This window comes from Roseinatronobacter monicus (assembly GCF_006716865.1).
Lineage (GTDB): Bacteria > Pseudomonadota > Alphaproteobacteria > Rhodobacterales > Rhodobacteraceae > Roseinatronobacter > Roseinatronobacter monicus.
This window is the reverse complement of record NZ_VFPT01000001.1, coordinates 3,019,959-3,045,913: the sequence shown is the minus strand read 5'-3', so window position 1 is coordinate 3,045,913 and position 25,955 is coordinate 3,019,959. Positions and strand designations below refer to the sequence as shown.

Annotated in this window: 24 protein-coding genes and 1 pseudogene; 23 read left to right on the top strand and 2 right to left on the bottom strand. The window is 62.0% G+C overall.

Annotated elements, in window-relative coordinates; all coding sequences use genetic code 11:
• The first annotated feature begins 14 nt into the window (after positions 1-14).
• Entirely contained in the window at positions 15-845 is an 831-nt protein-coding gene (gene fghA, locus BD293_RS14540) for an S-formylglutathione hydrolase (RefSeq protein ID WP_142084622.1), read from the top strand.
• On the top strand, positions 842-1,765 hold the full coding sequence (locus tag BD293_RS14535) for an ornithine cyclodeaminase family protein (protein WP_142082867.1): 924 nt from the start codon (positions 842-844) through the stop codon (positions 1,763-1,765). The genes fghA and BD293_RS14535 overlap by 4 nt, the downstream gene beginning before the upstream one ends.
• Positions 1,766-1,971: 206 nt before the next feature.
• Here BD293_RS14535 and BD293_RS14530 read toward each other — a convergent pair whose 3' ends face one another.
• Complete coding sequence (locus BD293_RS14530) at positions 1,972-3,351, bottom strand: GntP family permease (protein ID WP_142082865.1); 1,380 nt, start codon at positions 3,349-3,351, stop codon at positions 1,972-1,974.
• A 159-nt stretch (positions 3,352-3,510) separates the two neighbouring features.
• Between BD293_RS14530 and murD the strand changes: the two genes are divergently transcribed.
• The 11 genes and pseudogenes from murD (at position 3,511) to BD293_RS14475 (ending at position 17,351) form a co-directional block, all read left to right on the top strand.
• Entirely contained in the window at positions 3,511-4,914 is a 1,404-nt protein-coding gene (gene murD / locus BD293_RS14525; RefSeq protein WP_142082862.1) for a UDP-N-acetylmuramoyl-L-alanine--D-glutamate ligase, read from the top strand.
• Positions 4,907-5,824 (top strand): EamA family transporter RarD, encoded by a 918-nt coding sequence (rarD, locus tag BD293_RS14520; protein WP_246086312.1) that lies wholly within the window; start codon positions 4,907-4,909, stop codon positions 5,822-5,824. Before murD ends, rarD begins: the two co-directional genes overlap by 8 nt.
• Before the next feature lie 367 nt (positions 5,825-6,191).
• Positions 6,192-6,638 carry a gamma-glutamylcyclotransferase family protein gene (locus BD293_RS14515; protein WP_142082857.1) on the top strand — a complete coding sequence of 149 codons (447 nt, stop codon included), beginning with the start codon at positions 6,192-6,194 and terminating at the stop codon, positions 6,636-6,638.
• 25 nt (positions 6,639-6,663) lie between these two features.
• Positions 6,664-7,656, top strand: coding sequence for an amidoligase family protein (locus BD293_RS14510; protein WP_142082855.1), 993 nt, complete (start codon positions 6,664-6,666; stop codon positions 7,654-7,656).
• Between the two features lie 49 nt (positions 7,657-7,705).
• On the top strand, positions 7,706-9,382 hold the full coding sequence (locus tag BD293_RS14505) for a cation:proton antiporter (protein WP_246086311.1): 1,677 nt from the start codon (positions 7,706-7,708) through the stop codon (positions 9,380-9,382).
• 255 nt (positions 9,383-9,637) lie between these two features.
• Entirely contained in the window at positions 9,638-10,678 is a 1,041-nt protein-coding gene (locus BD293_RS14500; RefSeq protein WP_142079327.1) for an IS110 family RNA-guided transposase, read from the top strand.
• 164 nt (positions 10,679-10,842) lie between these two features.
• Positions 10,843-11,604 (top strand): annotated as a pseudogene (locus BD293_RS14495) (IS110 family RNA-guided transposase); the annotation flags it as partial.
• Between the two features lie 212 nt (positions 11,605-11,816).
• A protein-coding gene (locus BD293_RS14490) for an IS630 family transposase (protein ID WP_142084307.1) occupies positions 11,817-12,964 on the top strand; the annotation gives its coding sequence in 2 pieces (ribosomal slippage) (positions 11,817-12,264 and positions 12,264-12,964; 1,149 coding nt in all).
• Between the two features lie 700 nt (positions 12,965-13,664).
• Entirely contained in the window at positions 13,665-14,522 is an 858-nt protein-coding gene (locus BD293_RS14485; protein WP_142082849.1) for a TIGR00282 family metallophosphoesterase, read from the top strand.
• Positions 14,509-15,435: a DMT family transporter gene (locus BD293_RS14480; protein WP_142082847.1), complete on the top strand. Its 927-nt coding sequence runs from the start codon at positions 14,509-14,511 to the stop codon at positions 15,433-15,435. Before BD293_RS14485 ends, BD293_RS14480 begins: the two co-directional genes overlap by 14 nt.
• Positions 15,436-15,518: 83 nt before the next feature.
• The gene (locus BD293_RS14475) at positions 15,519-17,351 is read left to right on the top strand and encodes an SLC13 family permease (RefSeq protein ID WP_142082845.1); all 1,833 of its coding nucleotides are present in this window, start codon (positions 15,519-15,521) and stop codon (positions 17,349-17,351) included.
• A 315-nt stretch (positions 17,352-17,666) separates the two neighbouring features.
• Here BD293_RS14475 and BD293_RS14470 read toward each other — a convergent pair.
• A protein-coding gene (locus BD293_RS14470; RefSeq protein WP_142084307.1) for an IS630 family transposase occupies positions 17,667-18,814 on the bottom strand; the annotation gives its coding sequence in 2 pieces (ribosomal slippage) (positions 17,667-18,367 and positions 18,367-18,814; 1,149 coding nt in all).
• A gap of 168 nt (positions 18,815-18,982) precedes the next feature.
• Here BD293_RS14470 and BD293_RS14465 point away from each other — a divergent pair.
• From BD293_RS14465 to BD293_RS14420, 10 genes are all read left to right on the top strand, one after another.
• Positions 18,983-19,315 carry a hypothetical protein gene (locus BD293_RS14465; protein ID WP_142082843.1) on the top strand — a complete coding sequence of 111 codons (333 nt, stop codon included), beginning with the start codon at positions 18,983-18,985 and terminating at the stop codon, positions 19,313-19,315.
• Complete coding sequence (locus BD293_RS14460; protein ID WP_211841033.1) at positions 19,254-20,597, top strand: DNA-packaging protein; 1,344 nt, start codon at positions 19,254-19,256, stop codon at positions 20,595-20,597. Before BD293_RS14465 ends, BD293_RS14460 begins: the two co-directional genes overlap by 62 nt.
• Positions 20,598-20,735: 138 nt before the next feature.
• The gene (locus BD293_RS14455) at positions 20,736-21,950 is read left to right on the top strand and encodes a phage portal protein (RefSeq protein WP_142084618.1); all 1,215 of its coding nucleotides are present in this window, start codon (positions 20,736-20,738) and stop codon (positions 21,948-21,950) included.
• Complete coding sequence (locus tag BD293_RS14450) at positions 21,947-22,189, top strand: GTA head formation protein, RCAP_rcc01685 family (RefSeq protein ID WP_142082841.1); 243 nt, start codon at positions 21,947-21,949, stop codon at positions 22,187-22,189. Before BD293_RS14455 ends, BD293_RS14450 begins: the two co-directional genes overlap by 4 nt.
• Positions 22,190-22,202: 13 nt before the next feature.
• Complete coding sequence (locus BD293_RS14445; RefSeq protein WP_142082838.1) at positions 22,203-22,733, top strand: HK97 family phage prohead protease; 531 nt, start codon at positions 22,203-22,205, stop codon at positions 22,731-22,733.
• A 172-nt stretch (positions 22,734-22,905) separates the two neighbouring features.
• Positions 22,906-24,030, top strand: a complete 1,125-nt coding sequence (locus BD293_RS14440) for a phage major capsid protein (RefSeq protein WP_246086371.1) — start codon at positions 22,906-22,908, stop codon at positions 24,028-24,030.
• A 151-nt stretch (positions 24,031-24,181) separates the two neighbouring features.
• The gene (locus BD293_RS14435; protein WP_142082833.1) at positions 24,182-24,769 is read left to right on the top strand and encodes a head-tail connector protein; all 588 of its coding nucleotides are present in this window, start codon (positions 24,182-24,184) and stop codon (positions 24,767-24,769) included.
• Positions 24,766-25,107 carry a head-tail adaptor protein gene (locus tag BD293_RS14430; protein WP_142082831.1) on the top strand — a complete coding sequence of 114 codons (342 nt, stop codon included), beginning with the start codon at positions 24,766-24,768 and terminating at the stop codon, positions 25,105-25,107. Before BD293_RS14435 ends, BD293_RS14430 begins: the two co-directional genes overlap by 4 nt.
• Positions 25,104-25,514, top strand: a complete 411-nt coding sequence (locus BD293_RS14425) for a DUF3168 domain-containing protein (protein WP_142082828.1) — start codon at positions 25,104-25,106, stop codon at positions 25,512-25,514. The genes BD293_RS14430 and BD293_RS14425 overlap by 4 nt, the downstream gene beginning before the upstream one ends.
• Before the next feature lie 26 nt (positions 25,515-25,540).
• A complete protein-coding gene (locus BD293_RS14420) occupies positions 25,541-25,954 on the top strand; it encodes a phage major tail protein, TP901-1 family (RefSeq protein ID WP_142082825.1) in 414 nt (137 codons plus the stop codon).
• Position 25,955 lies beyond the last annotated feature (1 nt).

Sequence of the window (25,955 nt, the reverse complement as noted above, 5' to 3'; positions counted from 1 at the left end):
CAAGGGGAATGATGATGGAAACTCTTTCGGAAAATGCCTGTTTCGGCGGTGTTCAGGGCGTGTATCGCCATGCTGCAATCACGACAGGCTGTGACATGACCTTCGGGCTGTTCCTGCCCGCCGAAGCGCGGCTGCATCCTGTGCCGCTGCTGTGGTATCTCTCTGGTCTGACCTGCACGCATGAAAACGCCATGACCAAGGCGCATATGCAGGAACATGCGGCCAAGCACGGGCTGGCTGTGGTGTTCCCCGACACCTCGCCGCGCGGCGAAGGGGTGGCGGATGATGCCGCCTTCGATCTGGGGCAGGGTGCGGGCTTTTATGTCAATGCCACGCAAGAGCCTTGGGCCGAGCATTTCCAGATGTGGGACTATATTTCCGAGGAATTGCCCCGCCTGCTGATGGCCAATTTCGCACTGGAAGAGGACCGTCAGGCCATTACCGGCCACTCAATGGGTGGACATGGCGCGCTGACATTGGCGATGCGCCTGCCAGAGCGCTTTGCCTCTGTCTCGGCCTTTTCCCCCATCGCCAACCCCACTGCCAGCGATTGGGGCCGCAAGCAGTTCAGCGCCTATCTGGGTACGGATGAAAGCCTCTGGGCCGCGCATGATGCCACGCTTTTGATGCGCGAGGCGGGCTTGCGCAGTGAGTTGCTGATAGATCAGGGCAGCAAGGACCAGTTTCTGGACCTGCTGCGCCCCGAAGCACTGGCCGAAGCGATGGCCGCGCGCCGCCAGCCGGGCGTGTTCCGGATGCAGGCGGGCTATGATCACAGCTATTTCTTTATCGCCAGCTTCATGGCCGATCATGTCGCCTTTCACGCAAAGGCCCTGTCGCAATGAGCTTGCCCATCATCACTGGCGATATTGACGCGCATCTGGACTGGCGCGACTTGCTGGCCGCCTTTCAAGAGGGGCATACCCGCCCCCTTGCGGAACTGGATGACACGTTTCTTTATCGCGGCGATGACACGTTACTGTCACGCGCGGCATGGATTGATGGCATGGGCGCGCTGGTCAAGACCGCAACCATCTTTCCGGGTAATGCCGACAAGGGGTTGGCGGCGGTGAATGGCGGTGTGTCGCTCTATTCCGATACTGACGGCACGCTGGAGGCTTTGCTGGATTTCCACCTTGTCACGAAATGGAAAACCGCAGGCGACAGCTTGTTTGCCGCCAGTCTGCTGGCGCGCCCTGACAGCCGCAAGATCACGCTGGTGGGGTCTGGTACCGTGGCCCGCAACATGGTGGATGCCTACCGCGCCCTATTTCCTGACGCGCAATTCACTGTCTGGAGCCGCCGGTTTGAAAGTGCCGCGCAGTTCGCCCGCGATCTGCACGGCGTGCAGCCCGAGGGCGACTTGCAGCGCGCGGTCGAAGGCGCGGATATCATTTGCACTGCCACCATGAGCCGGGAGCCGTTAATTCAGGGCGACTGGCTGCAACCGGGCCAGCATCTGGACCTGATCGGCGCATTCCGCCCCGACATGCGCGAGGTGGATGATGTGGCTTTGCAACGTGCCGCGCTGTTTGTGGACAACCGCAGAACCGTGCTGGACCATATCGGCGAGATGAAAGACCCGCTTGCGCGCGGCATCATCACCCGCGAAGACATCCGCGCGGATTTCTATGACATCGCCGCAGGTGGCTTTACCCGCCCCGACGCAGGCGCGATCACGGTCTGCAAGAATGGCGGCGGCGCGCATTTGGACCTGATGACCGCGCGGTATATTTTCGGGGTGTGGCAGGGGGTGCAGGGTTAGGCCGCCGCAGTTTTGCGCGGAGCCAAGGGCGTCAGCCCGCCGCGCATCGCCGGGCCGTCCCCCGGCACGGCGATTTGGCTGCCCCAAGCGCAAAGCTCTGATTTCGCGCGGATGTGGCAAGCATAAAGCGCGATACTCCAATCGGGGATCGCCGCACCACGGCCCGACGCTGCGCAGCTTGTTCATCGCCCAATCGGTCACATTGGTCAAAAACTGCCCAAAACCGTTCCCAACACGATCAGCACCACCAGTGCTGCAAGCGGGATGATGACCGCGACCACGGCAATATCTTTATAGGCTTGTTGATGGGTCAACCCGCAAATCGTTAGCAGCGTGATGACCGCGCCATTATGCGGCAGCGCGTCCAGCCCACCTGTGGCCACGGCGGTCACACGGTGCAGCAATTCGGGCGCGATCCCTGCTGCCTGCCCCATTTCCAGATAGGTTTCGCCCAAGGTCGACAGCGCAATCGACATGCCCCCCGATGCAGAACCGGTCATCCCCGCCAGCAGCGTGGTGCCAATGGCGAGCGAGATCAGGGGGTTGTCGCCCCCAACTGTCACCACCCAGTCACGGATCAGCGCAAAGGCCGAGAGCGAGGCAATCACTGCCCCGAACCCTACCAAGGAGGCCGTGTTGAAAATCGGCTTGAGCGCGTCCTTTGCGCCTGCATCCAGCGTCTCTGACAGGCCTTTGGCCAGCCGTGCCCAGTTCAGCGCCACCAGCACCAGCGACGAGAGTGTGAGCGCGGCAATGATCGACCACACCCCCCGCAGCGCGCCGACATCGGTTTCGCCGAATTCGGGCTGCGCCAGATAGCTTGTGTCCATCGATGGGATCAGCACAAAGGTGAAGGCCAGATTAAGCACCAGCACCAGCACCAGTGGCGCGCCTGCGATCATCAGTGTCGGCGCGCTGCCGGTGTCGCGGGCCTGCGCGGGGGTGTCATCGTCGCCATACCTCGGCCCAAGCGCACGCGCGCGGTATTCTAGCCACCCCCAGCCAAGGCCCAGCATCAATGCGCCTGTGATCAACCCAAGCCCCGGTGCGGCAAAAGGTGTGGTGCCGAAATAAGGCATGGGTATCGCGTTCTGGATTGCGGGCGTGCCGGGCAGGGCGGTCATGGTAAAGGTAAAGGCCCCCAGCGCAATCGTGGCGGGAATTAGCACCTTGGGAAGTTCCGCCTCTCGGAACAGGGCCGAGGCGATAGGCCAGACTGCAAAGGCCACCACAAACAGCGACACGCCGCCATAGGTCATGACCGCGCAAGACAGGATCACCGCCAGAATGGCGCGCGATGGTCCCAAGCGGCGGATAATGCCATCCGCCAGCACGCGGGCAGAGCCTGACACCTCCATCAGTTTGCCAAAGACAGCGCCCAGCAGGAAGAGCGGGAAATACTGGATGATGAATCCGCCCGTCGCCTCCATGAAAATCTGTGTGTAACTGGCCAGAAGTGGGCCGCCTTCGCTTGCCAGCACAGCGAGAACCGCCAGCGCAGGCGTCAGCAACAGCAAACTCACGCCCCGGTAAGCCAGATAGATCAGCGCGCCAAGGGCCGCTATGATAACAAATATTCCCGACATGGCGCCCCTCATGCTGCGTTGCAGCAATGGTATCGTAGTTTGATGCGCCCCTCAATCGAAACAACATCACGAGGGGCGGGCCTTGCGCGTCGTGTCAACTTGGCTCAGACAGGGCCAGCGAACAGGTCGCTTGGGCCGGGCAGAAAAAAAGGGTGCATTATGATCGCTGTGCAGGGCTATGAGGGGCAGAATGTCGCTGTTCTGGGTCTGGGCCGTTCGGGGCTTGCGACATGCGCTGCCCTGCGTGCCGGCGGGGCCATACCACTGGCATGGGACGAAAGCCCCGAGGCGCGCAGCAAGGCCGAAGCCGCTGGTATTGCGCTGCATGATCTGGGGCGCGTGGACTGGTCAAGTGTGGCGGTACTGATTACCAGCCCCGGCATTCCACATCTCTACCCGGTGCCCAACCGCATCATCGCAGCCGCCTATGCCGCAGGCGTGCCGGTCGACAATGACATCGGTTTGTTTTTCCGCAGCTTCGCCACACTCGAGTCGATAGAATTCGAGCAGCCGCCAAAGGTCGTCGCAGTCACCGGATCGAACGGGAAATCGACGACGACAGCGCTTATCCATCATATCCTGACCGAATGCGGACGGCCTGCGCAGATGGCGGGCAATATCGGCACGGGGGTCTTGTCCATTGACCCGCCGGAGAATGGCGAAGTCGTGGTGTTGGAGTTGTCGAGCTACCAGTTGGAGCTTGCTCGCGCCCTGACGCCCGATATCGCGGTGTTCACCAACCTGTCGCCCGATCATCTGGACCGTCACAATGGCATGGGCGGCTACTTCGCCGCCAAACGCCGCCTCTTTGCCGAAGGGGGGCCGGACCGCGCTGTGATCGGGGTGGATGAAGTCGAGGGGCAGTATCTGGCCGGACAACTGGCACTGGCCCCCGAAGATGCGCGCGTGATCCGTATATCATCGGGGCAAAAGCTGGCCGGGCCGGGCTGGAATGTCTTTGCGCGCAAGGGGTTTTTGTCGGAATACCGGCGCGGCAAGCAAATGGCCTCTATTGATCTGCGGTCTATTCCGGGCCTGCCGGGGGCGCATAACCACCAGAATGCCTGCGCCGCTTATGCCGTTGCGCGCAGCCTTGGCATTGCGCCGCGCATGATCGAAGACGCGTTCACCACCTTCAAGGGCCTGCCGCATCGCAGCCAGTTGATCGCCGAGGCGGGCGGGGTGCGCTTTGTCAATGATTCCAAGGCCACCAATGTCGAAAGCGCGGCGCAAGCCCTGCAAGCCTTTGACAAGATCCGCTGGATCGCGGGCGGGTTGGGCAAGGAGGGGGGGATTTCCGCCCTCGCCCCCCATCTGGACCGCGTGCGCAAGGCCTATCTGATCGGCTATTCCGCGCGGGATTTTGCTTTGCAGCTTGGCAGCACCGCGCATGAAATCTGTGAAACGATGGAACAGGCCGTCGCCCGCGCTATGGCCGAGGCAGAGCCGGGTGATGTGGTACTGCTGGCCCCTGCGGCAGCGAGTTTCGACCAATACCCCGATTTCGAGAAGCGCGGCGAGGCGTTCATGGCCGCTGTGCATGCGGGGCTTGCAGATGAGTGATGACACCCCCCGCGGCTTTGCCTTTGCGGGCGCGGCCTTCCTGATCTGGGGCGGATTGCCGTTCTACTTCAAAGCATTGGAACATGTCCCCACAGTCGAGGTGATCGCGCACCGTGTGATCTGGGCGGTGCCAGTGGCGCTGGCGCTGCTGATCTGGCTGGGGCGCACGGCAGATTTGCGCGCCGCCTTTCGCAACCCGCGCATGTTGAGCATGGCCTGCGTCACGGCTGCGCTGATTTCGGTCAACTGGGGCACCTATGTCTGGCTGATCCAGTCGGGCCAAGCGATGGAGGCTGCACTCGGCTATTACATCAACCCGATTTTCAGCGTCTTCCTAGGTGCAACGCTGCTGGGCGAGAAATTGTCGCTGCGCCAATGGGGCGCTGTAGCGCTGGCGGCCTTGGCCGTTGTGGTGCTGACCGTCGAGGCGGGCAGCCTGCCACTGGGCGCACTTCTGATCGTGTTCAGTTGGGGCAGCTACGCGTTCTTCAAACGCGCCCTGCCCATCGGCCCAAATCAGGGCTTTGCGCTTGAGGCCTTGATCCTGATGCCGGTCGCGCTGGCCTATCTGGCATGGGCGCAGACGCAAGGGGTGCTTTATGTCGCTGAGGCCAGCGCGCTGGACTGGGCGCTTTTGCTGGGCTGCGGGGTGATAACAGCAGTGCCCCTGATCCTCTATGCCAATGGTGCCAAGGGGCTAAGCCTGTCCACGATAGCCATCTCCAGCTATTCGATCCCGACCATGATTTTCCTGATCTCGGTCTTTATATTCCGCGAACCGTTCGAGGGCGGGCGCGTGGTTGCCTTTCCGATGATCTGGGCGGCGATGGCGCTCTATATCTGGGAAGTGTTGCGCAAACGGCGCGCAGCACTGGCCGCAAAGACCTTGCCGCAGCACGGGGCGGGCTAGCGTTCGCTATAAGGCCACACGATAGCAATGGCTGCTTCGAGGGCTTAGGGGAAGGTCATAAAGCGCGGAATAAAGGCCGAAGGCCGCCGCGCATCGCCGGGCCGCCCCCACGGCACGGCGATTTGGTGGCCACCAGCGAGAAGCTTTGATCTCTTACGGATTTGGCCAGCATAAACTGCGCTGATCAAAACGCAGATCGCCGCACCCGCGGCCCGACGCTGCGCGGCTTCGCAGCCAGAAACGTAATGTCTGCAGTGTCCGCGGAAGGGACCTTTCAGCCCCACCGCTCAGGCGCAAGCGGCGACAAATGCGAAGCGGGAACCGATTCCCAGATGGCGAAATTCATATGAGCATTATATGAGGCAATATGTTTGTGTTTGACTGGAAGATCATCCTTGCGGCAGTGCTGAGCGCGCTGATCGTGCTGTCATGGCTGATGATCACCCGCGCGCCGGTGTATTTGCCGCGACTGGATGCAAATGCCCCACCCCTGCCAGAGGGGCCGGTCTATGTGTTTGGCTTTGCAACCCTGACCAACCCCGTGGTGCGGTTTGTGGTGCTGGGTCGCCATGTTCCGGCGGAACCTGCGGCGCTGCGCGGCTGGCAACGCCACCGCCGTGATTTGCGCGATGCACCCGACATTGTGCTGCATGGCGTGCGCTTTCGCGTCACCCCGGCAGAGATGATCCGCCTTGACCGATACGAGCGCACAGGGCGAAGATACCGGCGTGACCTTATGGAACTGGAAGATGGCAGCTTTGCTTGGGTCTACCGCCTGATGGGCGAGGCCGGGCTGGAGGCGGTGATGGACTGACACGCAGCGGCAGGGATGCGACCCAATGATTCATGATGATATTCCAACAGATACCTTTTTCCCTTTGCCAGATCATGCAGGCCAGTCCAGCACCCTGCGCAGGACCGGGATCGAGATTGAATTTGCAGGCCTCTCTGTGGCCGAGGCCGCGCAGGTTGTGCAGCACCTTTGGGGGGGCACCATCGAGCCTGTCGATGACCGTGATCTGAATGTCAAAGGCGGGCAATTCGGGGACGTCAAGGTCGAGCTGGACATATCGCTGCAAAAGAAGTGGGCCGAGGATCTGGCCGCGCAGGCATTGGGCGGGCTGGTCCCGGTCGAGATCGTGACCGCGCCCTTGGCGCAAGGGGATCTGCCACAGGCCGACCGGTTGGTGGGCGCGTTGCGCAAGGCGGGGGCGCTGGGCACGCGCGCGCGGCTGGCCTATGGTTTCGGGCTGCATCTGAACCCCGAACTGCCGGGCCCGGATGGCGTGGGACTGGTCGCGGTGGCGCGTGCCTATGCGCTGCTAGAGCCGTGGCTGCGCCAGTCCGACCTGATCGATCCGGCCCGCCGCGTTTTGCCCTTCGTGGACCCGTGGCCCTTGGACCTGACCGATGCGCTGGCGCAGACCGCCCGCTGGACGGTCGCGCAATTTGCCCGCACCTATACGGCGCACGCGCCGTCGCGCCATTACGGGCTGGACCTGTTGCCTGCCTTGCAGCACCTGCACGCCGAGGCGCTTGGGGCCGTGCCAGTGGCGCATCTGAAAGGCGCGCGCCCGACCTTTCACTACCGCTTGCCCGAAGCGCGGCTGGACGAGCCGGGCTGGAGCATTGCCTATGAATGGAACCGCTGGTGCCTGATCGAGGCGGTGGCGATCAACTCCGCCGTGCTGGAAGACCTTGCGCAGCGCTGGCAGGACCATCGCACAGCCCTCGTGCCGCGCGGGCGCGATTGGGCCGCACAGGTCGAAACCGTACTCGGCGCGGCCAGTTTGCTGCCGCATTTGGGCGCTTGCACTGGCCAGCGGGGCTGATACCGGCTAGGTATCGAACAGATCACAGCCTGATTGCAGCGAGGATATTTTGGACACCAGTTTCGCCTCAGTCTTTTATGAAATAGCACTTCTGGTGCTGCTGGCCGCAGGTGTTGGCTTTATCGGCTTGTTGCTGCGCCAACCGCTTGTGGTGGCGTTCATCGCCGTGGGCGTGCTGGCAGGGCCGGATGCGCTGGGGCTGGTGTCATCGACCGAGTTTATCGAAACCCTCAGCCAAATCTCAATCGCAGTGCTGCTGTTTCTGGTCGGGCTGAAGCTGGATGTCAGTCTGGTGCGCAATCTGGGCAAGGTGGCGGTGGCCACAGGGCTGGGGCAGGTCACATTTACAGCGTTTTTCGGGTATCTGATCTGTCTGGCCCTTGCTCTTGATCCGGTGACATCGCTGTATATCGCCATAGCGTTGACGTTTTCATCCACGATTATCATCGTCAAGCTGTTGTCCGACAAACAGGAAATCGGCGCGCTGCATGGCAAGATCGCGCTGGGCTTTCTGATTGTGCAGGATATTTTCGTCGTGCTGGCCATGGTCACGCTGTCGGCCATCGGGGTGGGCATGGGCGAAGATGCGGGCGGGCTGTGGGATGTCGCGCAGGTCTTTATTGGCGGCGCGGTCATGGTCGGCGCGGTGGTTGTGTTCATCCGCTATGTCGCAAACGCGCTGCTGGCGCAGATCGCGCGCTCACCGGAATTGATGGTGATTTTTGCCGTGGGTTGGGCCGCCAGCCTTGCTGCATTGGGCGATGCGTTGGGCTTTGGCAAGGAATTGGGCGGGCTGCTTGCAGGTGTCTCGCTGGCCTCGACCGAATACCGCGAAGCGATTTCGTCGCGCCTTGCGTCCTTGCGCGATTTTCTGTTGCTGTTTTTCTTCATCAATCTGGGCGCGTCGCTGCAACTCTCGACTCTGGGCGACCAGATCGGCCCCGCGATTGTGTTGTCGCTGTTCGTGCTGATCGGCAACCCGCTGATCGTGTTGGCGATCATGGGGTTCATGGGCTACCGCAAGCGCACCGGCTTTCTGGCCGGCCTGACAGTGGCGCAGATATCCGAATTCTCGCTGATCTTTATGGCAATGGGCATCACCATTGGCCATATCGGCGGCGAGGCGATGGGGCTGGTCACGCTGGTGGGCCTCGTGACGATTGCGCTGTCAGTTTACATGATCACATGGTCGCACAAGCTGTTCGAGATCTGCGAGCCGTTTCTTGGGATATTCGAGCGCAGACGCCCGCACCGCGAACAGGACGACACCCAAAGCGTGGATGATGCGCGCAATGTGGATTTTGTGATCTTCGGGCTGGGCCGCTATGGCTGCCGGATCGGCAGCAAGCTGCATGACAAGGGCTACCGCGTGCTGGGCATAGACTTCGACCCCGAAGCGCTGGCGAACTGGCGGCGCATGGGGCTGGAGGCCAGCTATGGCGATGCGACCGACCCCGAATTTGTCGTGCATATGGACCTGACAGGCGTTCAGGCGGTCGTGTCAGCCGTGCCCCGCGACCGTGGTGCCCTGACCGAGGCCGACCCCCAGCTTGCGCTTCTGCACGGCCTGAAATCGGCCAATTACAAGGGCAAGGTGTTCTTGTCCGTCCAGCAAGTGGCCGAGGCAGAAGATCTTATCGGCAAGGGCGCAAGTGTCGTGCTCAAGCCCTTCGATGACGCCGCCGATTACGCCGTGCGCCAGTTGACCGAGCAGGCCGAGAGTTAGGGCTGGGCGTCTGACACTGGTGTCGGATGTGGGGCGCGTTCGTCTTCACTGGTCAATCCGCGTGGTTTTGGCTTGGACGCAGGGGCGATGGGTAGAAGTGAGATACCGTATTGGGGCTCGGCACGAATCACGGCCGTTGTGAATTGAAATCCGAGGTTGATTGATGTGTCGTTGCCCTTGGCACGCTGGGCTGCGTGTCAACGGGGTCGTGCTGTGAAGCGCGCCCCAAGATATCCAATACGAAAGGGCAACGACATGGATTTGTATATCGGTTTAGACGTCTCCCTTGCAAGCACCGCGATTTGCGTGGTGTCCGCGCAGGGCAAGGTGGTGAAAGAAACGGCCGCGCCGAGCGAACCCGAAGATCTGGTGAGGGTCTTGCGTGGCCTGCCCGGGCGCGTCGTTGGGGTAGGGCTTGAAGCTGGGCCATTGTCGCAATGGCTGTATCAGCATTTGACCGAGGCTGGCTTTGCCACCGTTTTGATGGAAACTCGGCAGGTGAAGGGTGCGCTGAAGGCGATGCCGATCAAAACAGACCGGCGCGACGCCGAAGGGATTGCGCGGCTCTTGCAGATGGGGTGGTTCCGATCGGTTCATTGCAAATCCCTGTCGGCACAGGAAATGCGCGCGCTGCTGTCTTCGCGCAAGGCAATCCAGCAAGCGACCCTCTCGCTTGAGCTGTCGATCCGTGGAGTGCTGCGCAACTTCGGACTGAAGATGGGACAGGTGGCCAAGGGGCGGTTTGAACAGCGGGTGCTGGAGCTGGCCGAGGGCAATCCTATGCTGGAAGCTGCCGCGACCCCGATCCTGAGTGCGCGCCGTGCCCTGCGTCAGGAGCTGGCAGGGATGGAGAAGTTGCTGCGTGATCATGCCAAATCGGATCGCGTCTGCCGTCAGTTGATGACCATGCCAGGCGTTGGTTACCGCGTGGCTCTGACGGTCAAGGCAGCGATTGATGACCCTGAACGATTTCGATCTTCCAGAGACGTTGGTCCCTGGGTTGGCCTGACGCCACGCCGCGAGCAATCCGGTGAACGCGATATCATTGGCGAGATCTCACGGGCGGGCGATGCGGGGTTGCGCACGGCGCTTTATCAAGCGGCAACGGTGATGTTGCATAGCGGGCGCCCCAATTGGCTGAGTGCCTGGGCTTGGAATGTCGCCAAACGGCGCGGAAAGAAGCGCGCGACAGTTGCGCTGGCGCGTCGGATCGGGGTGGTTCTGCACCGCATGTGGCGAGACAACGCTGAATTTCGCTACACCCGCTCTGATGCTGTGGCGGCCACCACAGCATAGGCTGTGAAAAACCGCACCCCCGGTCACATCAGAGTTCTGAAGCAAAAGGAGAGATAGGCCGCGCCTGACGGCGATGGCTCACCGAGGTCCCCAAGCCGGGACGCGGTCCCCGATGATGCCGACAAAGGGCTAGTCACCAGATAACCATCTGAGTGCGCCATTGAGACCGGCGCGACGCCGAAGGGATTGCGCGGCTCTTGCAGATGGGGTGGTTCCGATCGGTTCATTGCAAATCCCTGTCGGCACAGGAAATGCGCGCGCTGCTGTCTTCGCGCAAGGCAATCCAGCAAGCGACCCTCTCGCTTGAGCTGTCGATCCGTGGAGTGCTGCGCAACTTCGGACTGAAGATGGGACAGGTGGCCAAGGGGCGGTTTGAACAGCGGGTGCTGGAGCTGGCCGAGGGCAATCCTATGCTGGAAGCTGCCGCGACCCCGATCTTGAGTGCGCGCCGTGCCCTGCGTCAGGAGCTGGCAGGGATGGAGAAGTTGCTGCGTGATCATGCCAAATCTGATCGCGTCTGCCGTCAGTTGATGACCATGCCAGGCGTTGGTTACCGCGTGGCTCTGACGGTCAAGGCAGCGATTGATGACCCTGAACGATTTCGATCTTCCAGAGACGTTGGTCCCTGGGTTGGCCTGACGCCACGCCGCGAGCAATCCGGTGAACGCGATATCATTGGCGAGATCTCACGGGCGGGCGATGCGGGGTTGCGCACGGCGCTTTATCAAGCGGCAACGGTGATGTTGCATAGCGGGCGCCCCAATTGGCTGAGTGCCTGGGCTTGGAATGTCGCCAAACGGCGCGGAAAGAAGCGCGCGACAGTTGCGCTGGCGCGTCGGATCGGGGTGGTTCTGCACCGCATGTGGCGAGACAACGCTGAATTTCGCTACACCCGCTCTGATGCTGTGGCGGCCACCACAGCATAGGCTGTGAAAAACCGCACCCCCGGTCACATCAGAGTTCTGAAGCAAAAGGAGAGATAGGCCGCGCCTGACGGCGATGGCTCACCGAGGTCCCCAAGCCGGGACGCGGTCCCCGATGATGCCGACAAAGGGCTAGTGCCTCGCTTCGGGGTATTTGACAGCTTTGATTTTTTCTGAATCTCTGTGGAGCGTAGCAGCTTTCTGGGGGTGAGATGATGACAAGAGGGTGCAAGCCGAAGTATGTAGTTCGACTGACGACAGAGGAGCGTGAACACCTTGAAGGGATGATCAGAACGGGTCGGCAAGCCGCCTACAGACTGCTGAAGGCGCGGATTTTGCTGAAGGCGGATGTGTCCTCTGATGGCCCGGGATGGGAAGATGCGCGCATTGCCGAGGCATTAGAGACCAGTCTCTCGACTGTTTTCCGCACCCGGCGCCAACTTGTGGAGGAAGGGCTTGAGGCGACTTTAGCGCGCAAAGTTCCAGCGTCGCTTTCACAACCTCGGATCTTCGATGGGCAAGCCGAGGCCAAGCTGATCGCGCTTGCCTGTTCCGAACCACCCGAAGGATATACGCACTGGACACTCAGGTTGTTGGAAAAGCGGGTTGTCGAACTGGGCATTGTTGAGCAGGCCAGTGATACCACAATCCAACGCACGCTTAAAAAAACGCGCTCAAACCGCACCGGAACCGGTACTGGGTAATCCCACCCAAAGCCAACGCTGGTTTCGTGGCGGCCATGGAGAATGTGCTGGACGTCTACACCCGTCCACACGATCAAAACCGTCCGCTGGTTTGTCTGGACGAGACCAGCAAACAATTGACCCGTGAGACCCGCACACCCATTCCCATGCAGCCAGGGCGCGAGGCGCGCCATGACTACGAATATGAACGCGCAGGTGTCGCCAGCCTGTTCATGTTATTCGCTCCTCTGGAGGGCTGGCGCCACGTCGAGATACGCGATCGACGCACTGCCATCGATTATGCCCATATCCTGCGCGATCTGGCTGATCTCCACTTTCCCTATGCCGAAAAGATCGATCTCGTGCAGGATAATCTGAACACCCACAACCCTGCATCGCTGTACGAGGCTTTCCCGCCTGCCCAAGCGCGCCGCATCGCACAACGGTTCGAATGGCACTACACGCCAAAACATGGGTCTTGGCTCAACATCGCTGAATGTGAACTCAGCGTCCTCGCTCGCCAATGTCTGGCCCGGCGCATCCCGGACAAAACTATGCTGAAGGCCGAAGTCGATGCATGGACAACAAATCGCAACTCCCAACGCGCCAAAACCAACTGGCAGTTCACAACTCAAGACGCGCGCACAAAGCTTATCCGGCTTTATCCGCAAATCGAGTGAATCGCAGGACTAGTCACCAGATAACCATCTGAGTGCGCCATTGAGATAGGCACGCGGGAACCGTTCTTGGACTGGGTATAATGTGGCAGCCACAGCGCTGACTACGGATGGAAGCACATTCCGGTGCGGGATATTTCGGTGATGCTGATGCGCGCAAAACACGGCCAAACACACAGCTTCTTCAAACTACAGGGGCGCCGCGGCTCCTATCCCCGGGGCGTTCACCGCTGCGATAGATGGATGTCTTCGCGCTGAACGCCCCTCGCCGTGGTTCTCCTGCAATGATCCTGATCTCCCGGATCGGCCAATCGATGACACCCTCGCAGCCAACAGCTCAGCCGGGGGCGAGGCTTTTGTTGAAAATATCTCTTGATATCACCCGCCCCAATATGGAAGCCCTTTGGGGAAGTTGAGGTGATGCACCAAGCCGCGCAGCGTCGGGCCGCGGTGCGGCGATCCCCGGTTGATTTATAGCACTTTATGCCAGCCAAATCCGAGCAAGATCAGAGCTTCGCGCTTGGGGCAGCCAAATCGCCGTGCCCGTGGGCGGCCCGGCGATGCGCGGCGGGCTGACGCCCTTCATTCCGCGCGGAGGCGAACGACGGAAAGTCCCGCATTTCTGCCCTTCGCGCCAAACCCGGACAAGCGTCGCGCTGATTCCGGCTTGCTCCTGTCGCGCAGGACGCCTAAGCCATGACACATGCGAATTCTGTTTCTGGGCGATGTTATGGGGCGGGCAGGGCGTGCGGCAGTGGCTGCATACCTGCCTTTGTTGCGCGCTGCATGGCGGCTGGAATTTGTCGTCATCAATGGCGAGAATGCCACCGGCGGCATGGGTCTGTCGCCCGATCACGCCAAATCCTTGCTAGAGGCGGGGGCCGATTGCATCACTCTGGGCGATCATGCCTTTGACCAGCGCACCATGCGCGAGTTTATCGCCACCGAGTCGCGCATTCTGCGGCCCCTGAATTTCGCCAAATCCGGCGCACCGGGTTTGGGTGCGCGGGTTTTTGATGCCCCCGGCGGGCGGCGGGTGCTGGTGGCGCAGGCTTTGGGGCAGGTGTTCATGAAGCAGCCCTATTCCGACCCGTTCTCGGCCATAGACCCGATCCTGCGCGCCCATCCGCGTGGCGGTATGGTGCAGGCGGCGATTGTCGATATCCATTGCGAAGCCACATCCGAGAAATACGCCATGGGCCATTGGTGCGACGGGCGCGCCAGTCTTGTGGTGGGCACGCATACGCATATCCCGACGGCGGATGCGCAGATCCTTGGCGGTGGCACAGGGTTTCAGGCCGATGCAGGCATGTGCGGCGATTACGACAGCATTATCGGGATGCACAAGGACGAACCTATGCGCCGGTTCATCACCGGTATGCCGCGCGCCCGGTTTGAACCTGCATTGGGGGCGGCGACAGTTTCGGGCACCTATATCGAGACAGATGACCGCACCGGACAGGCCACCCGTATTGAAATGGTGCGCCTTGGCGGCCGGCTGCCGCAGGCTGGCCCCGCGCCAGTGGACTTGCCCGTGACGCCAACCCATGCCAGCGGCTGATGCGCCCCTGCGCCTTGGCGTGGCGCTGGTCATGCTGGTGGGGATTGGCGCGCTCTGGGGGCTGGGTGCGCCCTTGGTGCGGTTTGCCCGGCTGGAGGGGCTTGGCACGTTTTCCGTTGTGTTGTGGCAAAGTGCCGTCGGGCTGATTGTGCTGGCGGCGGTGCAGGTGGTGCGGGGGCGGTTCGATCTGCCGCGCGACCCCGCCTCGCTGCTGCTCTATGCGGTGGTGGGGATGCTGGGCATCGTGCTGCCGCATCTGGCAGGCTATTGGGCGCTGGGGCATATTCCGGCGGGGGTGCACGCATTGCTGACCTCGCTGGTGCCGATGTTTGCACTAGCGCTCGCCCTTGGCCTGCGGATCGAGCGGTTTCGCCCCGTGCGCGCGCTTGGGCTGGGGCTTGGGGCGGCTGCGGTCGCTCTGCTGGTGCTGCCCGATGAGAGCCTGCCGCCTTCGGTGCCGGTGGTGTTTGTGTTCATCTCGGCGCTGGCACCGTTATGCTACGCGCTGGAGAGTGCCTTTGTCGCGCATATGTCGCGCGCGCAGGCGGGTGCATTGCAGGCATTGCTCGGCGGGTCGCTGGTGGCGATGCTGGTCATGGTGCCGCTCACCTATGGCGCAGGTCAGCCGGTTTTGCCCAGATCGGCCCAACCTGCCATGCTGGCGCTGGTGTTGTCGGGGGCGTCCAGTGCGCTGGCCTATGCCGGATATGTCTCGCTTTTGCGCAGCGCGGGCAGTGTCTTTGCCACGCAGGTCGCCTATCTGGTGACAGCTTGGGCGATGCTGTGGTCGGTGCTGATTCTGGGCGAGCGGCATGGCCCTTGGGTCTGGCTGGCGATGGTTTTGCTGTTCGCGGGCCTGTTTCTTGTGCAACCCCGCCCCAAGCTTGCCCCGACAGTGCCGCCACTTACCTAAGGCCTGCTTGCATCTGACAATAAATATGCGAAACAATTATTTCAGCCACCGTGTTTGGGTGCGTAAAGGACGGAGACACGGTCATGTTCGGAATTGAACTTGGCGGAACGCTGCAAGCGATCTTCGCATTGCTGATTGTCTTTGGCATGTTTGTGTCCTTTCTGCGCGAAGCCTATCCGGTCGAGGTGACCGCCATTGGCGGGGCCATGCTGATGCTGTTGCTGGGCGTTCTGCCCAAGGAAGCGGCGCTCAACGCCTTTTCCAACCCCGCCCCCTGGACGATTGCGGCGCTGTTCATCATCGTGGGCGCGCTTGTGCGCACCGGCACATTGGACTGGATCACGCAGGCCGCTGTCAGAAATGTCGAAAAGCACCCGATTCTGACGCTGATCACATTGACCCTGACGGTTCTGTCCATGTCGGCTTTCGTCAACAACACCCCCATCGTCGTGGTCATGATCCCGGTGTTCATCACATTGGCCAAGACCTTGGGCACATCTGCCTCCAAGGTGCTGATACCGCTGAGTTATCTGTCCATCATGGGCGGCACGCTGACCTTGCTGGGCACCTCGACCAACCTGCTGGTTGACGGGGTTGCGCGGGCCAATGGGCTGGAACCCTTTACTGTGTTCGAGATTACCAAGGTCGGCATCATCATGGCAGGAGCGGGGGTTTTGTATCTGGGTCTGATTGGCCGCCACTTGCTGCCTGACCGCAAATCCATGAGCGATCTGTTGTCGGACCGCTCGCGCACCAAGTTCTTTACCGAAGTGGCCATCCCCGAAGGCTCGCGTCTGATCGGGCTGAAACTGGCCGAGGTGGATATCTTCAAGCGCGAAGGCGCGCGCGTGATTGACGTGCTGCGCGGCGATGCGTCGCTGCGTTGGGGCGACATGAAAGAGATTGAAATGTGCGCCGGGGACCGTGTGGTCCTGCGCACCCAGATTTCCGAAGTGCTGGGGCTGAAGAAAAACCCCGATGTGACACAGGTCAACAGCCAAGAGGTTGACGACCCTGACCTGATTGGCCCGCAGCGCGATGTGGACCGTCTGTCCTCGGTCGAGACGACGACGGTCGAAGTGCTGATTTCACCGGATTCGCGCATGGTGGGGCGGCGTCTGGGGGGGATGCGGTTGCGCAGGCGCTACGGGGTCTATCCGCTGGCCGTGCATCGTCGCAATCAGAATATCGGCACGAATATCGAAAATCTGGTGGTGCGGGTGGGGGACACTTTGCTGCTGGAAGGCGCGCCCGAAGATATCGGGCGGCTGGCGCAGGATATGAACCTTGCCGATATCACCAAACCGACCGAGCGCGCCTATCGGCGCAAACATGCGCCGATTGTCATCGTTGTGCTGGCTGCGATTGTGGCGCTGTCGGGCTTGGGGCTGGCCCCGATTGCGCCCTTGGCATTTCTGGGGGTGGCGGTCGTGTTGCTGACCCGCTGCATTGACGCGGATGAGGCGTTCAGCTTTATCGACGGGCGGTTGCTCGCGTTGATTTTCGCCATGCTCAGCGTGGGTGCGGGGCTAGAGGCGTCGGGGGCCGTGCAACTGATTGTCAGCGGCGCATCGCCCATGCTGACGGCCCTGTCGCCCTTCTTCCTGATCTTGTGCATTTATGTGCTGACCCTGACATTGACTGAACTTGTGACCAATAACGCGGTGGCCGTGGTGCTGACGCCGATTGTCATCAGCCTTGGGCTGGCGCTTGGGATTGATCCGCGCCCGCTTGTGGTGACGGTTATGCTGGGGGCGTCGGCGGCCTTTGCCACGCCCATCGGATACCAGACCAACACGCTGGTTTATGGGCCGGGCGGCTATAAGTTCACCGATTTCATACGCGTGGGCCTGCCGATGCATTTTGTCATGGCCCCCACGGCGGCGTTCTTCATCCCCATTTTCTGGCCGCTCTGACCCATTCCCGCTGGCGGGTCTTTCCGCTGTTGGAACCTTGTGCAAAGCCGCGCAGCGTCGGGCCGCCCCCGGGCACGGCGATTTGGTTGCCACATGCGCAAAGCTCTGAACTTTCGCGGATTTGTCCGGCATAAAGTGCTTTAACTTCGATTGCGGATCGCCGCACCGCGGCCCGACGCTGCGCGGCTTGATCCCTGTTTCTATGACCACAAAGCCCTCCAGGCCGCCATCAGGCATCTTCTATCAGATGGCCATCACTCGGACAGCGCACGCTGTCTGACCATTTCCTTCAGCTTGCCCGGCTAGTCCTGCGATTCACTCGATTTGCGGATAAAGCCGGATAAGCTTTGTGCGCGCGTCTTGAGTTGTGAACTGCCAGTTGGTTTTGGCGCGTTGGGAGTTGCGATTTGTTGTCCATGCATCGACTTCGGCCTTCAGCATAGTTTTGTCCGGGATGCGCCGGGCCAGACATTGGCGAGCGAGGACGCTGAGTTCACATTCAGCGATGTTGAGCCAAGACCCATGTTTTGGCGTGTAGTGCCATTCGAACCGTTGTGCGATGCGGCGCGCTTGGGCAGGCGGGAAAGCCTCGTACAGCGATGCAGGGTTGTGGGTGTTCAGATTATCCTGCACGAGATCGATCTTTTCGGCATAGGGAAAGTGGAGATCAGCCAGATCGCGCAGGATATGGGCATAATCGATGGCAGTGCGTCGATCGCGTATCTCGACGTGGCGCCAGCCCTCCAGAGGAGCGAATAACATGAACAGGCTGGCGACACCTGCGCGTTCATATTCGTAGTCATGGCGCGCCTCGCGCCCTGGCTGCATGGGAATGGGTGTGCGGGTCTCACGGGTCAATTGTTTGCTGGTCTCGTCCAGACAAACCAGCGGACGGTTTTGATCGTGTGGACGGGTGTAGACGTCCAGCACATTCTCCATGGCCGCCACGAAACCAGCGTTGGCTTTGGGTGGGATTACCCAGTACCGGTTCCGGTGCGGTTTGAGCGCGTTTTTTTAAGCGTGCGTTGGATTGTGGTATCACTGGCCTGCTCAACAATGCCCAGTTCGACAACCCGCTTTTCCAACAACCTGAGTGTCCAGTGCGTATATCCTTCGGGTGGTTCGGAACAGGCAAGCGCGATCAGCTTGGCCTCGGCTTGCCCATCGAAGATCCGAGGTTGTGAAAGCGACGCTGGAACTTTGCGCGCTAAAGTCGCCTCAAGCCCTTCCTCCACAAGTTGGCGCCGGGTGCGGAAAACAGTCGAGAGACTGGTCTCTAATGCCTCGGCAATGCGCGCATCTTCCCATCCCGGGCCATCAGAGGACACATCCGCCTTCAGCAAAATCCGCGCCTTCAGCAGTCTGTAGGCGGCTTGCCGACCCGTTCTGATCATCCCTTCAAGGTGTTCACGCTCCTCTGTCGTCAGTCGAACTACATACTTCGGCTTGCACCCTCTTGTCATCATCTCACCCCCAGAAAGCTGCTACGCTCCACAGAGATTCAGAAAAAATCAAAGCTGTCAAATACCCCGAAGCGAGGCACTAGTCTGACAGGGCCGCCTGACCGGGCTTCTTCGCCATCAAGGCCAAGGGGCGCTTGTGCGGGGCGACATGAGGACAGGCATCAGCAAATGACCACTGAAAACAGCCCGCCCAACGGGCCGACACCGGAAAACATGGTGTCCTATTCCGAGCAGCTTCTCAATATCAGCATCGAGCGTCTGACGCGGTTGCTGGAAAGCTATGATGACATCACGCCCGCCTGTGGAAAGGAATTGACCGAAGAATTCCGCAGCCTGCGCAAAGCCCTGGAGATTGCCTATCATGAACGTGCCCAGTTACAGAAACTCAAAGGTGTTGACGCCGCCAGCGGTGCCGCCCTGGACCTCGGCGCTGCAAGAGATGAAATCGCCCGCCGAATTTCTTGCCTCCGCGCCGCCCGCGACCGTGACGGAGTTTCTTGACGGGTTGAGCGATGCCGCCCTTGCCGCCCTTCCGTGGCTGTTCGAGTTCTGGGCCGCGCCCCACCAGCTGCCCCCCGACGGCGCGTGGCGCAGTTGGGTCTGTCTGGGCGGGCGCGGGGCAGGCAAGACGCGCGCGGGCGCGGAATGGGTGCGCGCGCAGGTCGAAGGGGCGCGGCCCAATGATGCAGGTGCTGCGCGCCGTGTGGCGCTGGTGGCCGAAACCTATGATCAGGCGCGCGATGTGATGGTGTTCGGCGATAGCGGCATTCTGGCCTGCTCGCCCCCTGACCGGTTGCCGCAATGGGAAGCGACCAAGCGCCGCCTTGTCTGGCCCAATGGCGCGATTGCGCAATGCTTTTCCGCCTCGGACCCGGAGGCGTTGCGCGGACCGCAATTTGACGCGGCATGGTGTGACGAGTTGGCGAAATGGCCCAAAGCAGCCGAGGCATGGGACATGCTGCAATTCGCACTGCGGCTGGGCGATCATCCGCGCCAGTTGATCACCACCACGCCCCGCGCGCAATCGACGCTGAAATCCATCCTGCGCGCGCCCTCAACGGTCATGACCCATGCCGCGACCGAGGCCAACCGCGCATGGCTGGCACCGTCCTTTCTGGAAGAAATCCGCGCGCGCTATCGCGGCTCGCATCTGGAACGGCAGGAACTGGACGGGGTGATGGTGGAAGATACCGAAGGCACGCTCTGGCCGATGGCGCTTCTGGAACGCGCGCGGGTGGCGGATCTGCCCGAATTGTCACGTGTGGTGGTGGCGGTGGACCCTGCGGTCAGTTCGGGTTCGAGATCGGACCTGTGCGGGATCGTGGTGGTGGGCGCCGTGACAGACGGCCCGCCATCGGAATGGCGCGCCTATGTGCTGGAAGATGCCAGCCTGCGCGCATCCTCGCCCAGTGCATGGGCCCGCGCGGCACTGGATGCGATGGCGCGCCACAACGCCGAGCGGATCGTGGCCGAGGTCAATCAGGGCGGCGATCTGGTGGCCGAAGTGCTGCGCCAGATCGACCCGTTGGTGCCCTACCGCGCGGTGCATGCGACACGCGGCAAGGCCGCGCGCGCCGAACCCGTGGCAGCACTTTATGAGCAGGGGCGGGTGTTTCATGCGGCAAGGCTGGGGGCGCTGGAAGATCAGATGATGCAGATGACCGCCCAAGGGTTTCGCGGCACCGGCAGCCCGGACCGCGTCGATGCGCTGGTCTGGGCAGTGCAGGATCTGATCCTTGGCCCGGCGGCGCGCTGGTCGCGCCCGATGGTGCGTACGCTGTGAGAACTGCGTCTTCATGGCTTGGCGCTAGGGTTCACCTCAGGCGGAAGAGATTTCGGAAACAGGCGGGGGGCTGTCTGCCCCCCGCACCCCCCGAGAGTATTTCGCGCAAGAAAATGGGGAACAGGATGGAGAGAGCGTCTGATGTTTGAATTTTTGCGCAAGGCAAGCCCCCTGGAACAGGCGACGCAGCCCGCAAGAGAGGCGAAAGCTTCGGCCGTGGGGCCGTTGACAGCGGGGCGGATTGCCGGCAAGGCGGCGTATGGCGTGGCCGGGGCCGCATGGACGGCGCGCGATGACGTGTCGCTGACCCGCGCCGGATTTCTGGGCAACCCGGTGGGCTTTCGCGCCGTGCGGCTGATCTCGGAGGCGGCAAGTGCGCTGCCGCTGATTTTGCAGGATTGTGCGCGGCGCTATGAAACGCATCCGGTGCTGGAGCTGATTTCGCGCCCCAATACGGCGCAGGGGCGCGCAGAATTGTTCGAGGCGCTGTACGCGCAGTTGTTGTTGTCGGGCAATGCCTATCTGGAGGCAGTGACCGACGAGGCCGGGGCAGTGCGCGAATTGCATGTGCTGCGATCCGACCGGATGCGCGTGGTGCTGGGGTCCGATGGCTGGCCTGTGGCCTATGACTACACTGTCGGCACGGCCAAACACCGCTTTCACATGCGCGAGGGGGCGGCCCCGATCTGCCATATCCGCAGCTTTCACCCGCAAGATGACCATTACGGCCTGTCGCCCTTGGAGGCCGCGCGCCGCGCGGTGGATGTGCATAATGCCGCGTCCCATTGGTCGAAGGCGCTTTTGGACAACGCCGCGCGCCCTTCTGGTGCGATTGTCTATCGCGGTGCAGAGGGGCAGGGCAGCATGAGCACCGAGCAGTTCGAGCGGCTGCAATCCGAGATGGAGGCGCATCACACCGGCGCGCGCAATGCAGGCCGCCCGATGCTGCTGGAAGGCGGGCTTGACTGGAAGCCGATGGGTTTTTCGCCCTCTGATATGGAGTTTCAGAAAACCAAGGAGGCGGCGGCGCGCGAGATTGCCACGGCCTTCGGCATCCCGCCCATGTTGCTGGGTATTCCGGGGGATGCGACCTATGCCAATTACCAAGAGGCCAATCGCGGGTTCTACCGTCTGACGGTCTTGCCGATGGCGATGCGGGTGACAGCGAGTGTCGCGCATTGGCTGTCAGGGTTCATCCCCGGCGAGGTGGAGTTGAAACCTGATCTTGATCAGGTGCCCGCACTGGCCGTGGAGCGCGAACAGCAATGGCGGCGCGTGGGCGAGGCGTCGTTTCTGAGTGACGGCGAAAAGCGCGCGCTTCTAGGCCTGCCCCCGCATGTCGAGGGCGCATGAGCGCGCGCCGGGCCGTGGGCGGCTCGCGCTATCTTTATGACAGTTTCGAGGCGGCACAGGCGCGGATTGAGGCCCATGAACGCGTGTTCGAGGTGCGCAAGGAAGCGCTGGAATTTCGGATGCTGCGGCTCGAATCCGCGTTGGAGCGGCTGGAAAAACGGCTGTGGCTGGCGGTGTTCGGTGTGGTGGCAGGGGTGCTGTTGCACGGCGCGCTGGCGCTGGCCAGTGCCTTGCAGTGAAAGGAAAGAGTGCATGGAATATAAATTCAGCCCGCCACAGGCCGCGCTGAGCGTGACCGAGGGGCACAGAATCGGGGGCTATGCCTCGGTTTTCGGGCGGCGCGACAAGGGCGGCGACACGGTTATGCCCGGTGCTTATGGCGCGTCGCTGAAACGCATGGCGGCGCGGGGCGATCAGGTGCGGATGCTGTGGCAGCATGACCCCGCGCAGCCCATCGGCCTGTGGGATGAGGTGGTCGAGGATGCGCATGGCTTGCGCGTCACAGGGCGCTTGCTGCCCGAGGTGGCCCGCGCCCGCGAGGCGCGCGCGCTGCTGCTGGCGGGGGCTGTGGACGGGCTGTCCATCGGCTACCGCACCCTGCGCGCCGAGGCGGTGCCGGGGGCCGGGCGCAAACTGATCGAGCTGGATTTGTGGGAGGTCAGCTTAGTTACCTTTCCCATGCAGTCCGAGGCGCGGATCACCCGCAAATCCGATATCCTGCGCGATCTGGATGCAATGACCGCGCGCATGAGCGCTGCGCGCGCCGATGTTGCGCGGCTGTAATCACCAGCGTGCGCTGTGTTCACCTGATCTTGGGCGACATCCTTTAACCTGCCCTTGATCGACATTTCCCCTTTCCCTTGCAGGAGACTGACATGACCCGACCGGTGCCCCCGGCAGCGGGCCAGAGCGGCGCGGCTGCGCCCATGGCCCGGATATCGAGATGAAAGCCGCGATGCACGGCTTTGCGCAGGAATTCGACGCCTTTCAGGCCGAGATCACCCGGAAATTTTCACAACAGGAAGAGCGACTGACCATGCTGGATCGCAAGACTGCCCTTTCCCCCACCCGCCCGACATTAAGCCAGGGCGAAGCGGGCCCCACACTTCACCACAAGGCCTTTGACGCCTATTTGCGCTCTGGCGATGACAGCCCCCTGCGCGGGCTGGAGCTGGAGGCCAAGGGCCTGAACACGCAAGTGGCCGCCGAGGGGGGCTATCTGGTGGACCCTGAAACCGCATCTGTCATTCGCAGCGTGTTGCATTCCACGGCGTCCATCCGCGCAATAGCCAGTGTGGTCACGGTCGAGGCGACATCTTTTGATGTGCTGGTCGATCATACGGATGTGTCGTCCGGCTGGGCCACGGAATCTGGCAGTGTTGCTCCATCCGACAGCCCCACCATCGACCGTATCCCGATCCGGTTGCATGAATTGGCCGCGATGCCCAAAGCCAGCCAGCGCCTGCTGGATGACAGCGCGTTCGATGTTGAGGGGTGGCTGGCCGGTCGCATCGCGTCCAAATTCGCGCGGGCCGAGGCTGCGGCCTTTATCCATGGCGATGGGGCTGACAAGCCGCGCGGTTTCCTCACCCATGACACGATTGACGAAGAGCTGTGGGAATGGGGCAATCTGGGCTATATCGCCACCGGTGCTGATGGCGATTTTGCCAGTGCCAATGCCTCTGACGCGATTGTCGATCTGGTCTATGCGCTGAGTGCGACCTACCGCGCCAATGCGGTGTTTGTCATGAACTCAAAAACCGCAGGGGCCGTGCGCAAGATGAAAGATGCCGATGGCCGCTTTCTGTGGTCAGATGGGCTGGCGGCGGGCGAGCCAGCGCGCCTGATGGGCTATCCGGTGCTGGTCGCCGAGGATATGCCCGATATCGCCACCGACAGCACCGCGATTGCCTTTGGCGATTTCGCGGCTGGCTATACGATTGCAGAGCGCCCCGATATGCGCGTGCTGCGTGACCCGTTCAGCGCGAAACCGCATGTGCTGTTCTATGCCACCAAGCGCGTGGGTGGCGATGTGTCGGACTTCAAGGCCATCAAATTGCTGAAATTCGGCGAAAGCTGATGACGCTTCCTGCCCTGTGCTGTTGCGCAGGGCAGGGCGGGTGCCCTGATGCCTGTTTGCCCGGCCTGACCGGTCTTGCCCCTTTGCCCCCGCACAAGCGGGCCGGGCGTGTCGGGGCACCCATTTTCCCGATTTTCTGCGCGAGGCTGACATGACCCTGACCGAGATCACCCCTATTCCCTTGGCGGCCTTGCCGCTGGCCGAGTTGCGCGACCATCTGCGCCTTTCGTCAGGCTTTGCCGATGACGCGACGCAGGACGGGCTGTTAGAGCAGTATGTGCGCGCCGCAATCGCCACAGTCGAAGGACGGGTTGCGCGGGCCTTGTTCCTGCGCAGCTATAGCCTGCGCCTGACGCGCTGGCGCAACGGCTATGCGCAAGCGCTGCCTGTGGCCCCGGTAACTGCGCTGCACAGCATGACGTTGCTGGATGCGGGCGGGGTGGAAACTCTGGTCGCGCCTGCGCGCTACCGGCTGGATGCCGATGGCACCCGCCCACGGGTCGAGGCGGCGGGCACGGCCTTGCCGTCCATTCCGACAGGTGGGGCTGTGGTGATTGCGTTTTCAGCCGGGTTTGGTGCGGAGTGGGCCAGTATTCCGGCTGACCTGCGCCAAGCGGTGCTGCTGTTGGCGGCGCAATATTATGAGGGGCGCGAGGCGGGGGGCAATCCGGATCTGGGGTTTGGGGTGCGCGCGCTTCTGGAACGCTGGCGCGATCTGCGCCTTGGGGGGCGGGTATGAGCGCCGCGCCCCATCTTTCGCGTGCGCTGGTGCTGCAAACCCCTGTCATCACACCCGATGGCGCGGGCGGCTTTGTGACCCAGTGGCAAGCGCTTGGCACGCTTTGGGCGGAAATCCGGGCGGGGGCGGGGCGTGAACGCTTTGCCAGCCTTGGGCCGTCGGGCGATGTGCGGCTGCGCATTCTGGTGCGCGCCGCCCCGCAAGGGTCTGACCGCCGCCCCCGCCCCGATCAACGGTTTATCGAAGGGGCGCGGATATTCCGCATTCTGGCGGTGGCCGAGGCCGATGTGCAGGGCCGCTATCTGGTCTGCACCGCGCAAGAGGAGATGCCCGCATGAGCTATGTCATCGCTCCGGCCCTGCAAATAGCGATTTTCCAGCATCTGGCGTCAGATAGCGCGTTGTCTGCGCAGCTTGGCGGCGCGATCTATGACGCGATCCCGCCTGCCACCCCACCCGCCACCTATGCGCTGATCGGCGTGGAGCAGGTGCTTGACCGGTCCGACAAGAGCGGCAGCGGGGCCGAGCATCGGTTGACCATTTCGGTCGTGACCAATGCCAGCGGCTTTCTGGCCGCCAAACAAGTCGCCGCGCGGATTTGCGAGTTGCTGGAGGCACCAAACCTGACCCTGTCGCGGGGTCGGTTGGTGGGCATGTGGTTTGACCGCGCCGAGGCCCGCAAGATCGAGGGCGACCAGACCCGCCGCATTGACCTGCGCTTTCGCGCGCGGGTCGAGGACAACTGAGTTTCACGAATTAGGAGGGTGGCCCAATGGGTGCACAGAATGGCAAGGATTTGCTGGTAAAGGTCGATATGACGGGCGACGGCCAGTTTGAAACGGTCGCGGGTCTGCGCGCCACGCGCATCAGTTTCAACGCGGAAACGGTCGATGTGACCTCGTTGTCATCAGCGGGGGGGTGGCGCGAATTGCTGGGGGGCGCGGGGGTCAAATCGGCGGCCATTTCCGGCGCGGGCGTGTTCCGCGATGCAGGTACGGATGAACGGGCGCGCGCGATCTTCTTCAACGGTGAAACACCGGGCTTTCAGATCATCATTCCCGATTTCGGCACTATCTCCGGCCCGTTCATGATTACCGGCCTTGATTATTCCGGCAGCCATAATGGCGAGGCGACGTTTGAATTGTCGCTTGCCTCGGCTGGTCAGCTCACCTTTGTGGCGGATTGAT

Bases quoted from the DNA above. Each gene is read 5' to 3' on its own strand.
- fghA (WP_142084622.1), top strand. From the start codon at position 15: ATGGAAACTCTTTCGGAAAATGCCTGTTTCGGCGGTGTTCAGGGCGTG.
- BD293_RS14535 (WP_142082867.1), top strand. From the start codon at position 842: ATGAGCTTGCCCATCATCACTGGCGATATTGACGCGCATCTGGACTGG.
- BD293_RS14530 (WP_142082865.1), bottom strand. From the start codon at position 3,351: ATGTCGGGAATATTTGTTATCATAGCGGCCCTTGGCGCGCTGATCTAT.
- murD (WP_142082862.1), top strand. From the start codon at position 3,511: ATGATCGCTGTGCAGGGCTATGAGGGGCAGAATGTCGCTGTTCTGGGT.
- rarD (WP_246086312.1), top strand. From the start codon at position 4,907: ATGAGTGATGACACCCCCCGCGGCTTTGCCTTTGCGGGCGCGGCCTTC.
- BD293_RS14515 (WP_142082857.1), top strand. From the start codon at position 6,192: ATGTTTGTGTTTGACTGGAAGATCATCCTTGCGGCAGTGCTGAGCGCG.
- BD293_RS14510 (WP_142082855.1), top strand. From the start codon at position 6,664: ATGATTCATGATGATATTCCAACAGATACCTTTTTCCCTTTGCCAGAT.
- BD293_RS14500 (WP_142079327.1), top strand. From the start codon at position 9,638: ATGGATTTGTATATCGGTTTAGACGTCTCCCTTGCAAGCACCGCGATT.
- BD293_RS14485 (WP_142082849.1), top strand. From the start codon at position 13,665: ATGCGAATTCTGTTTCTGGGCGATGTTATGGGGCGGGCAGGGCGTGCG.
- BD293_RS14480 (WP_142082847.1), top strand. From the start codon at position 14,509: ATGCCAGCGGCTGATGCGCCCCTGCGCCTTGGCGTGGCGCTGGTCATG.
- BD293_RS14475 (WP_142082845.1), top strand. From the start codon at position 15,519: ATGTTCGGAATTGAACTTGGCGGAACGCTGCAAGCGATCTTCGCATTG.
- BD293_RS14465 (WP_142082843.1), top strand. From the start codon at position 18,983: ATGACCACTGAAAACAGCCCGCCCAACGGGCCGACACCGGAAAACATG.
- BD293_RS14460 (WP_211841033.1), top strand. From the start codon at position 19,254: ATGAAATCGCCCGCCGAATTTCTTGCCTCCGCGCCGCCCGCGACCGTG.
- BD293_RS14450 (WP_142082841.1), top strand. From the start codon at position 21,947: ATGAGCGCGCGCCGGGCCGTGGGCGGCTCGCGCTATCTTTATGACAGT.
- BD293_RS14445 (WP_142082838.1), top strand. From the start codon at position 22,203: ATGGAATATAAATTCAGCCCGCCACAGGCCGCGCTGAGCGTGACCGAG.
- BD293_RS14440 (WP_246086371.1), top strand. From the start codon at position 22,906: ATGCACGGCTTTGCGCAGGAATTCGACGCCTTTCAGGCCGAGATCACC.
- BD293_RS14435 (WP_142082833.1), top strand. From the start codon at position 24,182: ATGACCCTGACCGAGATCACCCCTATTCCCTTGGCGGCCTTGCCGCTG.
- BD293_RS14430 (WP_142082831.1), top strand. From the start codon at position 24,766: ATGAGCGCCGCGCCCCATCTTTCGCGTGCGCTGGTGCTGCAAACCCCT.
- BD293_RS14425 (WP_142082828.1), top strand. From the start codon at position 25,104: ATGAGCTATGTCATCGCTCCGGCCCTGCAAATAGCGATTTTCCAGCAT.
- BD293_RS14420 (WP_142082825.1), top strand. From the start codon at position 25,541: ATGGGTGCACAGAATGGCAAGGATTTGCTGGTAAAGGTCGATATGACG.